The 13,534-nt window shown below is 62.4% G+C and carries 13 protein-coding genes; 8 read left to right on the top strand and 5 right to left on the bottom strand.

The window, feature by feature from the left end; genetic code table 11:
- Nucleotide 1 precedes the first annotated feature (1 nt).
- Together NKJ90_RS17760 and pobA are read left to right on the top strand one after the other, a co-directional pair.
- Nucleotides 2-1,054 carry a 3-carboxy-cis,cis-muconate cycloisomerase gene (locus NKJ90_RS17760; protein WP_023756685.1) on the top strand — a complete coding sequence of 351 codons (1,053 nt, stop codon included), beginning with the start codon at nt 2-4 and terminating at the stop codon, nt 1,052-1,054.
- On the top strand, nt 1,054-2,226 hold the full coding sequence (gene pobA / locus NKJ90_RS17755) for a 4-hydroxybenzoate 3-monooxygenase (protein ID WP_352486416.1): 1,173 nt from the start codon (nt 1,054-1,056) through the stop codon (nt 2,224-2,226). The genes NKJ90_RS17760 and pobA overlap by 1 nt, the downstream gene beginning before the upstream one ends.
- 10 nt (nt 2,227-2,236) lie before the next feature.
- On the opposite strand, the gene NKJ90_RS17750 is transcribed toward pobA, so the two are convergent.
- On the bottom strand, nt 2,237-2,707 hold the full coding sequence (locus NKJ90_RS17750; protein ID WP_023756683.1) for an NUDIX hydrolase: 471 nt from the start codon (nt 2,705-2,707) through the stop codon (nt 2,237-2,239).
- Between the two features lie 184 nt (nt 2,708-2,891).
- On the opposite strand from NKJ90_RS17750, the gene NKJ90_RS17745 reads away from it, so the two are divergent.
- Entirely contained in the window at nt 2,892-3,425 is a 534-nt protein-coding gene (locus NKJ90_RS17745) for a sterol desaturase family protein (protein WP_023756682.1), read from the top strand.
- A 17-nt stretch (nt 3,426-3,442) separates the two neighbouring features.
- On the opposite strand, the gene rsgA is transcribed toward NKJ90_RS17745, so the two are convergent.
- The gene (gene rsgA, locus NKJ90_RS17740; RefSeq protein ID WP_084025078.1) at nt 3,443-4,501 is read right to left on the bottom strand and encodes a ribosome small subunit-dependent GTPase A; all 1,059 of its coding nucleotides are present in this window, start codon (nt 4,499-4,501) and stop codon (nt 3,443-3,445) included.
- A gap of 347 nt (nt 4,502-4,848) precedes the next feature.
- On the opposite strand from rsgA, the gene NKJ90_RS17735 reads away from it, so the two are divergent.
- Entirely contained in the window at nt 4,849-5,883 is a 1,035-nt protein-coding gene (locus NKJ90_RS17735; protein WP_023756680.1) for a LacI family DNA-binding transcriptional regulator, read from the top strand.
- On the opposite strand, the gene NKJ90_RS17730 is transcribed toward NKJ90_RS17735, so the two are convergent.
- The 3 genes from NKJ90_RS17730 to NKJ90_RS17720 all read right to left on the bottom strand — a co-directional run bounded on the left by NKJ90_RS17730 (nt 5,871) and on the right by NKJ90_RS17720 (nt 9,027).
- Nucleotides 5,871-6,839: an alpha/beta hydrolase gene (locus NKJ90_RS17730; protein WP_023756679.1), complete on the bottom strand. Its 969-nt coding sequence runs from the start codon at nt 6,837-6,839 to the stop codon at nt 5,871-5,873. The two genes, NKJ90_RS17735 and NKJ90_RS17730, sit on opposite strands and share 13 nt — an antisense overlap.
- 10 nt (nt 6,840-6,849) lie before the next feature.
- Entirely contained in the window at nt 6,850-7,998 is a 1,149-nt protein-coding gene (locus NKJ90_RS17725) for a Gfo/Idh/MocA family protein (protein WP_023756678.1), read from the bottom strand.
- A gap of 267 nt (nt 7,999-8,265) precedes the next feature.
- Nucleotides 8,266-9,027 carry a DeoR/GlpR family DNA-binding transcription regulator gene (locus tag NKJ90_RS17720; protein WP_023756677.1) on the bottom strand — a complete coding sequence of 254 codons (762 nt, stop codon included), beginning with the start codon at nt 9,025-9,027 and terminating at the stop codon, nt 8,266-8,268.
- A 160-nt stretch (nt 9,028-9,187) separates the two neighbouring features.
- On the opposite strand from NKJ90_RS17720, the gene NKJ90_RS17715 reads away from it, so the two are divergent.
- From NKJ90_RS17715 to NKJ90_RS17700, 4 genes are all read left to right on the top strand, one after another.
- Complete coding sequence (locus NKJ90_RS17715; RefSeq protein WP_023756676.1) at nt 9,188-9,988, top strand: beta/alpha barrel domain-containing protein; 801 nt, start codon at nt 9,188-9,190, stop codon at nt 9,986-9,988.
- Between the two features lie 3 nt (nt 9,989-9,991).
- Complete coding sequence (locus tag NKJ90_RS17710) at nt 9,992-10,942, top strand: PfkB family carbohydrate kinase (RefSeq protein WP_023756675.1); 951 nt, start codon at nt 9,992-9,994, stop codon at nt 10,940-10,942.
- A gap of 88 nt (nt 10,943-11,030) precedes the next feature.
- Nucleotides 11,031-12,176 (top strand): ABC transporter ATP-binding protein, encoded by a 1,146-nt coding sequence (locus NKJ90_RS17705; RefSeq protein WP_023756674.1) that lies wholly within the window; start codon nt 11,031-11,033, stop codon nt 12,174-12,176.
- Between the two features lie 109 nt (nt 12,177-12,285).
- Nucleotides 12,286-13,533, top strand: a complete 1,248-nt coding sequence (locus tag NKJ90_RS17700) for an ABC transporter substrate-binding protein (protein WP_352486446.1) — start codon at nt 12,286-12,288, stop codon at nt 13,531-13,533.
- Nucleotide 13,534: the final 1 nt, after the last annotated feature.

The raw sequence follows: 13,534 nt of genomic DNA, 5'->3' as shown, positions 1-13,534 counted from the left end.
CATGACCGTATCGCCTTTCGATCATCCGCTGCTCTCCGCGCTCCTTGGCGACGACGAGGCATCAAGGCATTTTTCGGTCGAGGCGGAAATCGAGGCCATGCTGGCGTTCGAGCGCGCATTGGCCGAAGCGGAAGCCGAAAACGGGATCATCACCAGGGATGCGGCGGCAGCGATCGCGGCGGCGCTGGCCACGTTCCAGCCCGACACTGCCTTGCTGCGGGCCGCTGTCGCCAAGGACGGCGTCATGGTGCCGGAACTGGTGCGCCAGATCAGGGCGGCGGTCGGCGAACCGCATGGCGAGAAAGTGCATTTCGGCGCGACCAGCCAGGACGTCATCGACACCGGCCTTGTGCTCCGGCTGAAGTCCGTCGTCGAGCATCTCGGGCTGCTGCTGACCGAGACCATCATCCGGCTCATCTCATTGGAGGAGCGCTTCGGGGGCAGGGCGCTGACCGGCATGACCCGCATGCAACCCGCGATCCCCATTCATATCGCGGATCGCATTGCGGCGTGGCGGGCACCTCTGGAGCGACATCAGGAAAGACTGTCGGGACAGTCCGGGCGTTTGCTGGTGGTGCAGTTTGGCGGCGCTGCCGGCACGTTGGAAAAGCTTGGCGATAAAGGGCCGGCGGTACGCGCGGTCCTTGCTGCAAAACTCGGCCTTGGCGACGCGCCGCAATGGCAGAGCCAGCGTGACGCGCTCGCCGACTTTGCCGGCTGGCTTTCGTTGGTGACGGGCAGCCTTGGCAAGTTCGGCCAGGACATCGGGCTGATGGCGCAAGGTGGATCCGAGATCGAACTGTCGGGTGGCGGCGGCTCGTCGGCCATGCCGCACAAGCAGAACCCGGTGAAGGCCGAAGCGCTGGTGGCGCTTGCCCGCTTCAACGCCACGCAGCTCTCCGCCATGCATCAGTCGCTTGTGCATGAACAGGAGCGCTCAGGCGCGGCATGGACGCTGGAATGGCTGTTGCTGCCGCAGATGGTCGTCGCCACCGCCGCGTCGCTGCGGCTTGCCGCCGAACTCGCCGCACAGGTCGAAAGTCTCGGCCACTGATGCGCAGCCAAGTCGTTATCATCGGTTCGGGACCGTCCGGCCTGCTGCTCGGCCAACTGTTGGCTGGCATCGGCGTCGAGACGATCATTCTGGAACGCGCGAGCCGCGAGCACGTGCTTGGCCGCGTACGCGCCGGCGTACTCGAACAAGGCACTGTCGAATTGCTGGAGGAAGCGGGTGCTGCGGCACGGCTGCACGCCGAGGGACTGCTGCATTCCGGCATCTCGCTCGCCTTCGACGGACGCCTGCACCGCATCGACCTTACCGCCCTCACCGGCGGCAAGCATGTCACCATCTACGGCCAGACCGAGGTTACGCACGATTTGATGGACAAGCGCGACGCGGCAGGACTGACCACGGTCTATGAGGCGGCCGATGTCGCGCTGCACGATTTCGATTGTGAGGCACCTTTCGTCACCTATGACAGGGACGGCGCAACGCATCGTATCGACTGCGACTTCATTGCCGGCTGCGACGGCTATCACGGCATCAGCCGCAAATCTGTGCCAGCGGATGCGCTGAAGACCTTCGAACGGCACTATCCGTTCGGCTGGCTCGGCGTGCTGGCCGAAGTTCCGCCGGCCGATCATGAACTGGTCTATGCCAATCACGAGCGAGGTTTCGCGCTTTGCTCGATGCGTTCGACGCATCGCAGCCGCTACTATGTGCAGTGCCCTGAGGACGATCGCGTCGAGGCGTGGTCCGACGACCGCTTCTGGGACGAGTTGCGTAGCCGCTTGCCGGAACAGACGGCGGCAAGTGTCATCACCGGCCCATCCTTCGAGAAGTCGATCGCACCGCTGCGCTCTTTCGTTGCCGAGCCGCTGCGCTTCAACAGGCTTTTCCTGGTCGGTGACGCCGCCCACATCGTGCCGCCGACCGGCGCCAAGGGCCTGAACCTTGCCGCCAGCGACGTGCGCTATCTCTTCGCCGGTCTTCGCGACTTCTACGTCGAGAAATCACACGCTGGCATCGACGCCTATTCCGGCAAGGCGCTGGCGCGGGTCTGGAAGGCAGTGCGCTTCTCCTGGTGGATGACGACGATGCTGCACCGCTTTCCCGACACCGGCGAGTTCGGCCAGCGCATTCAGGAGGCCGAGCTCGACTACCTCGTGCAGTCGCGTGCCGCTTCGACCGCACTTGCGGAGAATTATGTCGGCCTGCCGTACTGAGGGCTGCGGATCATCCGGCGCCTTGCTGCCTGGCAAAATCTAATAGCATCGGGCGCTGCCCCTTTAGGATCTTCGCTTCGGCCTCGGGCAAAGTGAACCAGCCCGCTTTGTCGATCTCCGGGAACTCCTTCAGGAATCCTGACTTTGGCGGCCATTCCATGGTGAAGATGTTGCTGTTGATGGCAGCCACATCGATGTCGACGGTCGGTTCGACAGACCAGGCCACGACGATCTTTCCGCCCGGTTGCCTGTAGTCGCCGAGGCGCGTGAAGGAGCCGTCGATCCTGACGCCGAGCTCTTCCTCGGTTTCGCGTCGCGCAGCCGCCAACTCGTCCTCGTTCTCGCCGACGAGGCCCTTCGGTATCGACCACGCACCGTCGTCTTTCTTCGTCCAGAACGGCCCGCCCGGGTGAACCAGCAACACCCTGAGATCGCCGTCGCTACGGCGATAGATCAGCAATCCGGCACTGCGTTTTGCCATTGTGATGCGTCCGTTTGCGATGTTGGCAACGAAGACCTGCATTCTATCGACTGTGCGTGATCGTTGGTTCGAACCTTGCTTCACAGCATTGCGACGCTATGTCAGTTGCATCTGCATTGCGCCTCACCGACGAGTCCGGCAATCTGATACATCGCTTATTTGGCGGCTCGAAGGCTAGGTGACGATGCAACTCGGTCTTATTGGCTACTACAGCGACTTCGTGGTCTATCCGCTGGTTATCGCCGTGCTGGCAGTGGCCGGGCTGCTTGAGGCCGGCGAAGAGGGTGCGCCAGGCTGGATAGGCACTGTCCTCGTCTGTCTCTTCCTTTGGACGCTGACCGAGTACGTGCTTCACAGGTTCATCCTTCATCACATTCCCTACATCAAGGACTTGCACGAGCGTCATCATGTCGAGGAGCGCAGTTCTGTGGGCACTCCGACCTGGCTCAGCCTCGGTGTGCATGCGCTGGTCGCGTTTGTGCCTGTCTGGATGGTCTCAGGTTTCGCAATCGCAAGTGCCGTAAGTTGCGGGCTGATGCTGGGGTACCTCTGGTACATCAGCATCCACCACATGGTTCATCACTGGCATCCCAGCCATCCGAGCTATCTCTACACCCTCAAGCGCCGCCACGCCGTGCATCACCACATCGACGAATCGGCCAATTTCGGTGTCACGTCGGCATTTTGGGATCGGCTCTTCGGCACGGCACGGCTCTGATCCTCGGTTCTCGGCCTTCAACGCCTCTTTCCGCGACCGCCGAGAGACCTGGCCCCGCGCGGCCCGCTCTGAACCGGCGTGTTGTGCTGGTTTTCGTCGGACAGTTTGCGCCAGCGGGCAAGACGCTCCGGATCGAGCGTCCCGGATTTCAAGGCAGCCTGCACCGCGCAGCCCGGTTCATGCACATGCGTACAGTCGCGGAACTTGCAGAGTGGGGCGAGTTCGGTGATTTCAGCAAACAGCGTGTCGATGCCGGAGGCGACATCACTGACGTGCAATGTCCGCATGCCGGGCGTGTCGATCACCCAGCCGCCGCCGGCGATGGCGTGCAACGATCGCGACGTGGTGGTGTGGCGTCCTTTGGAATCGTGTTCGCGAATGCCCCCGGTCTGTTGCGGCGATTGCTGCGCCGGTCCGGCAAGCGTGTTGACCAGCGTCGATTTGCCGACGCCGGAGGAACCGATCAACGCCACCGTCTGGCCGACACCGCACCAGACAGCCAAGGCGGTTGCCGCATCTGAGGTGCGGGGATTCAGGATCACGACCGGCAGTCCACGCTGCAACGCGGCAGCCTGCCTTTCATACGCTTCGGCATCCTCAGCGGTATCGGCCTTGGTCAGCAGGATCACAGGCGTCGTTCCGGCCTCGTTGGCAAGCGCCAAATAGCGCTCGAGCCGGGCGGGATTGAAGTCGGCATTGCACGAGGTGACGATGAACAGCGTGTCGACATTGGCCGCGGCAAGCTGTGGCACCCTGCCGCCCTGGGTGCGGCGCTCGAGCACCGTCTTGCGGGTCAGGCGGCGTTGCACAAGCTGGTCATGCGCGTCGACGAGCACCCAGTCGCCGACGGCATAATCGCCTGTGTTCGCCTGCGCCGGCAGCGTCAGATCGACTGGCCCTGCCTGCGACAGGCCGGTCAGGCGGTCGCGATGGACCATGGCGATGCGCGTCGGGACGAGATTAGCCTCGCCGGGCTTGAGCTGGTCGCCGAAGAAATCCGTCCAGCCCAGGCTGGCGAGCGATGGTGTGGAGTGACCCGTCAAGGCTTTGACCGAGGCGTCGCAGACATTGGACAGTATCCTTGGCAAAATTGAAAGTGAGGCGGACCACAATCTCGGGTGGGCTGTGTATGGGCGGCGTGGCGGCATTTGGCAAGCAGGGCCGATGCCGTGGCCGATCAGCGCCGTAGCCGGCGGTCAGTCCGTCGCGCTGCCCGATGCCACACTTTCCATCCCGAACCCCTTGTCTCCGGTTTTAAAGCGTCCATAAATAATTAACGCGCGCAATATTTTTGCTTTGTATTGCGAAGTGTGAAAACTTGACTGAATAAGTTCGGCCAAGCATTGCTGCTTTCGGACAACGGCCGCATGAGTGGTAGCGGCTCGTCCGGTCGGCAATGACGGTATGGGGATCAGGAATATCGATGGCGGAGAAGACTCACCGCACGATGGATGACTTCGCCCAGGCATGCGGCGTGTCCCGGCCGACTTTGTCCAAATATTTCGACGACCCGGCAAGCGTGAAGCCGGCGACGCGGGCGCGAATCGAAGCCGCACTGCGCTCCTCGGATTATCAGCCGAACCTTTTCGCGCGCAACCTCAACCGCAAGCGCACCCGCAACATCGGCATCATCGTGCCGACGATCACCGATCCGTTCTACGCCGAGATGGTCAGCCGCATCGAATTTCGCTGCCGCGACGAAGGCTACTGGCCGATCGTCATCTCCTCGCATGGCTCGCCGAAGCTGGAGGTGGAGTCGGTCAGGACGCTGCTATCACTGAAGGTGGCCGGCGCGATCATCGCCCCGCTGGGGCTGGCCTCCGACCGCGGCGTTTTCGACAAGCTTGGACAGGACATTCCGGTCGTCTATTTCGACACCTATATCGAGGGCGATACGCCGTTCGTCGGCAATGACAACCGGCAGAGCGTGTCGACCATCGTCGATTATCTCTGCCGCTCCGGTGAGCCGCCGGCCTATCTCGACATTCCGCATGTCAACCACAACTCCGGCGAACGCCAGCAAAGCTATATCGTCGCGATGGAAACCGCCGGGTTCAAGCCGGTCGTCATCGAGGCTGCGCGCGACTACACCTGGGACTTCGAACGCATTGGCTACGAGCAGATGGAAAGAATGCTGGAGACCGGCACCTTGCCCGGCCGTACCATCCTGTGCGCCAATGATCGTCTCGCCTTTGGCGTAATGGCTGCCGCGTACTCGCGCGGCCTGAAGGTCGGCCGCAGGCCCGACTGCGATCTGCGCCTTGCCGCGCATGACGATCATCCGCTGAGCCGCTACACCTGTCCGGCGCTGACCACCATGGCGCAGGATTTCACCGCCATGGCCGGGCGCAGCGTCGAGATCCTGCTGGCTCTGCTGGACGAGACCGATCCGCCAAAGCAGGGCCTGTCGCGCACGGTCAAGCTCGGCGCGACGCTGGTGATGCGTCAGTCGGCCTGAGCGTTGGTCGTCGGCGAATTCCTCTCGAACTGGCGCCAGGCAGCCACCGCCTCGGCTACCGCATGTCGGCCCCCAGGAATATGGCGTCCCATCGAGACGAAGCCGTGGATCTGGCCCGGCCATTGCCGCAGGATCACCGGCACGCCTTCGGTTTGCAGGCGCGCGGCATAGGCTGTCCCTTCGTCGGCCAGGATGTCGTAGCCGGCAAGCGCCACGAAGGCCGGCGCGACACCGGCGAGGTGAGGCGCCAGCAGGGGCGAGACGCGCCAATCCAGCATGTCGTCGGGCGTTCGCACATAGTGGTCGCGGAACCAGGCCATGGTGCTTGCGGTAAGACCGAAGCCGTCGCCGAAGCGCCGATAGCTGTCTGCCATCTGGCGGGCGTCGGTGTTGGGATAGATCAGGATCTGCGCCGCAACGGGCGGCGCCAACCCATCGCGGGCGAGCAGCGCCAGCACAGCGGCGAGATTGCCGCCGGCACTATCGCCGGCCACGCCGATGCGCGTCTTATCGATGCCGAGACCGGCGGCATTCTCTGCCATGAAGCGCAGCGTTGCCAGCCCATCCTCCAGCCCGGCGGGGAATTTGTGTTCCGGCGCCAGGCGATAGTCGGGACAGACAATGACCGCGTTGCCGAGATTGGCCAGCCAGCGGCAGATCTCGTCATGCGAATCGAGATTGCCGATCACCCAGCCGCCGCCATGCAGATAGAGCAGCGCCGGCGCCCCGTTCGGTAGTGCGCCGATGCCGCGATGGATGCGCACGGTAATCGGGCTGTTCGGCCCCTCGATCTGCTGTTCCAAGGTCGTGGCTACCGGCTCGTGCTCTCCCTGCAGCGTCGGGAACGAAGCATTGTAGGCGGCGCGCGCCGCCGCCACGCTGCCGGTCTCGAACGGCTTGCCGCCGGCTGCGCGGCTGATTTCGAGGACGCGCAGCGCATCCGGGTCGAGTGTCATGGTCATATCCTCAGGCCAGCAGGTCGCTTGCCTCCTCTTCGGTCAGCAGGGCCGGCTGGACGACATCGCCCGCGATGGCGACCGAGCCCTGTGTCTCGCCGGAACGCAGGATCGCCTCCATGATCTCAAGCACATGCAGCGCAAGGCTGCCGGAAGCGCGCGGCGTGCTGCCGGTTTGAAGCGAACGCACCAGATCTGCGACGCCGAGCATGCGGTAATTGGCGCGATCGGGCGCCGCATAAGGCCAATTGCGGGCGCCATAGAGCTCGCCTTCACTGGTGAAATCCTTCCAGTCGGCGCCGCGTTCGGACAGCGACACGGTGCCGCCGAACGTGTCGGGATCGGGCAGGCGCAACGAGCCTTCCGTGCCGTGCAGCTCGATCGGATGGTTGGAATGGCGAAAGACATCCCATGAGGCGCCGAAGGTGACAGTTGCGCCGGAGCGGAATTCGAGCAGCGACAAAACGCTGGTCGGCGTGCCGACCTTGAATGTGGTGTTCTTGAACGGCCCTTCGGCTGATATCAGCCGTTCCTCCTGGCCGCGCGTCGCCATCGCCATGACGCGCTCGACCGGACCAAGCAGATTGACCAGCATGGTCAGGTAATAGGGGCCCATGTCGAACACCGGCCCACCGCCCGGCTGGTAGTAGAATTGCGGGTTGGGATGCCAGTGCTCCATGCCGCGCCCCATCATGAAGGCGGTGCCGGTGACAGGGCGGCCGATGGCACCCTCGTCCATCAGCCGGCGGGCGCGGCGTCCGGCGGCACCCAGGAAGGTGTCGGGCGCCGAGCCGAGCAGCAGGCCGCGCGATCTCGCCTCGTTGACCAGACGCTGTCCATCTGCGGCCGAGGTGGCGAGCGGCTTTTCGGTGAAGACGTGCTTACCGGCCGAAAGCGCGGCAAGTGAGATTTCGAAATGCGCCGCCGGAATGGTCAGGTTGAGGACAAGATCGATCTCGGGATCGGCCAGCAGCGCATCGACACCGAGTGCCTGGATGCCATATTCCTTCGCTCGCATCGCCGCCATGTCAGCCGAGATATCGGCGCAGGCGCGCAATTCGATCCCGCCGAAGAGAGCGGCATTGCGCAGATAGGTCATCGAGATATTGCCGCATCCGACGACGCCGATCCCGAGTTTCGTCTTTGTTTTTCCGTGCATTTCCGATCGTACCTCCCAATGCGGCCATTGTCTGCCGGCCCCGCCTAACCGGTAACGTGATCGCCTAGGATCGGGCTATACAGCATTTCAAATATTGACGCGCGTAAAACTTTTATACAACATACGAAAACGCTGGCTCGATATCGGGAGGCTGCCAGCCCTAGGAGGAGAAGATGACAGACATGAAAAACGGCCAACCGCCGGTACTGAGCCTGTGGGTCATGTGCGCATTTGGATATTTCCGTCGCCGCTAGGGACCGCGACGGGTCAGGCATAGATCACCTTGGCCCCGGTCCTATCAAGCTGGCTGCGTATCGCGCCGGACAGGCCATCGTCGGTGATCACAACATCGACGCTCGACAGCGAAAATGCCTTGGAGGTCCCGCTGACGCCCCATTTGCTCGAATCCGCAAGGAGGACAACGCGCCGGGCCATGCGCACGAGGTTCCGCTTCGTTCGCGCCATGTCTTCGTTCACGTCGACCACATCCAGTGACGCGTCGATCGCATGCGCTCCAACAAAGACCTGATGCGCTACCAAGCCGCCGAGAGCCGTGTCGGGATCGGTGATCAGCGTGCTCACCGTGTCTGGATAGACCCGGCCACCGATCATGTGAACGTCGAGTCCGGGCCGATGCATCAGATGCTGCACGATATTCATCGCCGTGGCCGCGACCACGACATTGCTGAGCGGCGGTAAAAGCATGGCAACCTGCATCAATGTCGAGCCGCCGTCGAAGATGACCGATTGGTTGTCCTCGAACAGGTCTATCGCTGCCCGGGCGATGCGTTTCTTTGCATCGAGGTTCGTTTGCATCCGCCGGGCAAACGCGGCCGTGGTCGAATCTGTGGTCCGGGTCACCGCGCCTCCACGGGTCTTGGTCAGCAGTCCCTTGCGGTCCAGTATCTCGAGGTCGGAGCGCACCGTGACTTCCGACACGCCAAAATCGTCTGACAGGTCCTTGATGCGAACCTGTCCGCTGCGTTGCACTTCACCCAGGATCGATTGGCGTCTCTGCTCCGACAACATTGCCTGTCCTTGCCTCCATGCGCCAAGCGATCGCCCTGGCCTCGGTTCACTCTACCAAAAATACGCGAATTCGAAAGCTTTCGAAAGATTGCATTTATCCTTTCTTTCGCAAACACTGATCCAGGATTTTGAAATCAATCGATTGGAGAGTTTTGGACTCATGAGCCTCGGAACCAAGGTGCGCCTGGCACGCCTCTTCTCACATCCATCTGGGAATCTTTTTGGCGGCGCGGTCGACCACTTTGTCGGCTATGGCGACGTGCGCAAAGGAGGTCTTGCCGACCTGCCAGGCGCGCTTGCACGCGTCATGGTGGGCAAACCCGACTACGTCAGCATCCAGCCCGGCACCGCGCGCCATCTGTGGCCGCAATACGCGGGCAAGGCTTCCCTGGTGATCCAGGCAGGCTGCTTCACCCCAGACGATCGCATCAGTGAACTGATTGCAACGCCCGAGGATGCGGTGCGCGCTGGCGCCGATGCGTTGGCCGTGGCCATTCCGGTGCGCGGCGCGACCGAGGGCAAATACATACGCTGGCTGACCGATTCGGTGAATGCGGCGGCCCGTTACGGCATGCCGGTGGTGGCGCATATCTACCCTCGCGATTTCACCGATGGGGCAAAAATCGTCTTCACCCCCGACGAGATCGCCTATGCGGCACGCATCGGCTACGAGTCCGGCGTCGACGTGATCAAGATCGGCTACACGGGCGATTTCGAGTCGTTTCGGGAGACCGTTCGGACCTGCCCGGTGCCGGTCGTGATCGCCGGTGGTCCGAAGACCGACACGCTGCTCGGCGCCCTTCAGCAGACGGCGGACGCCATCCGTGCCGGCGCGCGCGGTGCCGTGGTGGGCCGTAATCTCTGGGGGCATGGCGATCCGGAAAAGGCAGCGATTGCCTTTCGGGGCGTCATCCATGACGGCCTTTCGGCGCAAGACGCCTTGGCGAAGGCGGGTGCCTGAACGATGCCCACCGTCCCTTCAATCCTCGGCTTCGGAGCTATTGCGATCGACGACATCGTCTATGTCGATCAGCCGTTGTCGGCGGGCAAGGGAAAGGTTGTGCAAAGTGCCCGAGCTTTCGGGGGAAATGTCGCGACGGCACTTGCCGCCGTCGCGCGGCTCGGCGGAACCGCCGGCTTCGTCGGATGGCTGGGCAGTGCCGACGACGACGCCGTATTATGCGATCTCGTTGCGAGCGGCGTTGAAACCGCGTTCGCGCCGCGCCACCCGCACGCGCGCCCGGTGCGCTCGCGGATCACCGTCGGTTCGGATGGGGAGCGGTTCATCGCGTATGACGACGACGCGATGCTGGGCACCGCGCCGGACTTTCCGGACGAGGTCCTCAGCCGCGCGACCGTCCTGATCGTCGACAGTTACGGGATCGGGTCGCTGGATGTCGTGGCTCGGGCTCGCGATCTCGGCGTTGCGATCCTCGGAGATGTCGAATGGAGCCGCGGCCCAGCCACCGAGAGACTGATCGGGCTCTGCGACCATCTCATTCTTCCGCTCGGCTTTGCGCGGACCGCCACGGGCCGCCGGTCACCGGCCGAGATACTCGATGCATTGTGGTTGCCATCGCGGTCCGCCGTGGTTCTGACGGATGGTGGCAGGGGCGTTTTCTATCGCGGGCGCGACGAGACAGGGCTCTGGCACCTGCCTCCGCACCAGGTTGCCGTCGTCGACTCGACCGGCGCCGGTGACTGCTTTCATGGCGCCTATGCCCTTGCATTGACGCGCGGGGCCGGCACCGCGGGCCGGGTCGCATTCGCGGCCGCGGCGGCGGCCCTATCGATAACGGGGCGGGGCGGGCGCGAGGCGCTCCCGACCCACGACCAGGTCACGGAACTCCTGGCATCGACGAACGCGCCGTCGGCGGTCGAACTGAAATATGCGCGGCTCGATACCGGAACATAGCCCGAACTATCCGAGGAAATATTTCGCAGGTGAACATAAGCCGAGCATAATCATAAAAATCAGTGGCTTAGACTTGTGGAGGAGGAATATGGCAGAAGTCGTTCTTGAGAATATCTGCAAGACATACGGGAACAATTTTCACGCAATCGACCAATTGAACCTGTCGGTTGAGGACGGCGAGTTTTTGATTCTCGTCGGGCCTTCCGGCTGTGGCAAATCCACCGCGTTGCGGATGATCGCGGGATTGGAGGACGTCACCAGCGGCAGCCTTCGGATAGGCGGAGACGACGTCGTCGACATGCCGCCAAAGGACCGCGACATCGCGATGGTCTTCCAGAGCTATGCCCTCTACCCGCATATGTCGGTGTTCGAAAACATCGCCTTTTCGATGCGGTTGGCAGGCAAGCCGAAGGCCGAGCGCAAAAAGCGCGTGGACGAGATCGCCAAGACCCTTCAACTGACGTCTCTGCTGGACAGCAAACCCGCGAACCTTTCGGGCGGACAGCGTCAAAGGGTTGCCATGGGCCGCGCCATGGTGCGCGAGCCGGCAGCCTTTCTCATGGACGAACCCCTTTCCAATCTGGACGCGAAACTGCGTGTTCAAATGCGCGCCGAAATCACCAGTCTGCAAAAGCAGCTCGGCGTAACGACCATATATGTGACCCACGACCAAACCGAAGCCATGACGATGGGCGATAGGGTCGCGGTGTTGAAAGGCGGCGTGCTGCAGCAGGTCGACACACCCAAGAGGCTCTATGAATCGCCGGTGAACGCCTTCGTTGCCGGCTTCATCGGGTCTCCTTCGATGAACCTTTTCGAGGCGATCCTGACGGGCGACGAACTGATGTCCGGCGTCGTGTCCATCCGGCTACAGAATGCAGCCTTCGTGCGCAGGCCGGGCTTGAGGTCGTATGCAGGGCGCAAGGTCGTGTTCGGGATACGACCGGAGGATCTCTTTGACAGCAGCCTCGAATCCGGCCGCAAGTATCAGACGATACCGGCAAAGGTGACTTCGATCGAAGAACTCGGATCCGAACATATCGTCCATCTCAACATCGACGCGGTCCGGGTGGACTCCGGCGACCCTGACGCGGTGCAGGATTTCGGCCTGGCGTCGAATGCGGTGGCGAAATTCGAACCAGCCAGCACAGTCCGCTCCGGCTCGGAGATCAGGTTGGCCCTGGATGACGCCAAGCTCCATTTCTTCGATTCCGAGACGCACCTGGCGATCTGAATATCCGCGACAAGACCCGCGGGCGAGGGGAGGCGCCTGCATAATGAGACTTCTGAATAACCAGACGATCGGCCGCATTGTGCGGTCGATCCTAAAGAAGGAGGAGAAAATGACGTTTCGTATAAGACCCGCGATGCTGAAAATAGCCGCGGCCGCATGGTTGCTTGGCGCAACCGGCGCCATGGCGGATACGACGCTGGAATTCACCCAATGGTGGGAGCCAGAATTGCCGGCTGGCTCGCTCAGGGCAATCATGGATGACTTCGAGGCCGCAAACCCCGGAATCAAGGTGACACTGGTCAGCGGCCCCTACGCGACCACGCGAGACCAGATCTCGGTTGGTGCTGCAACCGGAACCCTCAGCGACGTCGTCGGTCTCGATGGTGCCTGGGTGAACAATCTGAATGCGCAGAACGCACTCGCCGACATGAATCCGATGATGGATGCGAGCGGTTTCGACAAGAGCCAGGTCGCGGACATCATCAAGGTGGACGGCAAGGCGGTGATGTTTCCCGTGGCTTCCTTCGTCTATCCGGTCTTCGTGAATTTGGACCTCGCCGCCCAGGCAGGCGTGACCAAGCTGCCGTCGACCCGTGCGGAGTTTCTCGAAGCCGCCAAGAAGATGACGCACGCCGACAAGAACCAGTATGGCTGGGTGCTGCCCCTGTCGCTGCAAACGCCATCCGGCGTCCAGAACGACATGATGTCGTGGGTTTGGGCTTCGGGTCAGTCGATGATGGCGAACGGCAAGCCAGACCTTGAGGGCAAACCGGTGGTCGATATGCTCACCTTCGTCAAATCACTCAACGACGCCGGCACCATCTCGCCCGGCATCGCCACCAAGACCGAGCAGGAAAAGGTCGAGGAATTCGTCAACGACCGCGCCGGGATGATGATCGACTCGCTCGCGCATGTGAACCTCATCCGCAAGCGCAATCCCAAGCTGAACTTCGACCTCATCCCGGTCCCGGTCGTGGAAAACTATACCGGCAAGCGCGGCCTTCCCTATGCCTCCTGGGGCATCGGCATCTCTGCTGCCTCGAAACATCAGGAAGAGGCCTGGAAACTCGTCCAATATCTGATGAGTGAAAAGGTGAACGCCAAGCTCGTGTCGCTTGCGAACGCCTTCCCGGGTAACGTCAACGCCAAGCCGGATTTCGTGACCTCGGACAAGGCTTTCGGCAAGGCTTTTGAAATCTTCAAGACCGGTTATCTCGCCAACGAGTTCACGGGCCTGCCGGTGGCTGAAGACCTGATGACCCAGTTCGACGTGCAGGCTCAAAAGATGCTCGCTGGTGAGCAGTCTCCGGAACAAGCCGCAGCCACCGCTCAGAAGGGCTGGATGGCGAAATTCTGAT

It is taken from the genome of Mesorhizobium sp. M0051 (assembly GCF_040323235.1).
In the GTDB taxonomy this organism is placed as follows: domain Bacteria; phylum Pseudomonadota; class Alphaproteobacteria; order Rhizobiales; family Rhizobiaceae; genus Mesorhizobium.
Note: the sequence above shows the minus strand (reverse complement) of the source record. Positions and strands in the feature narration are given on the sequence as shown.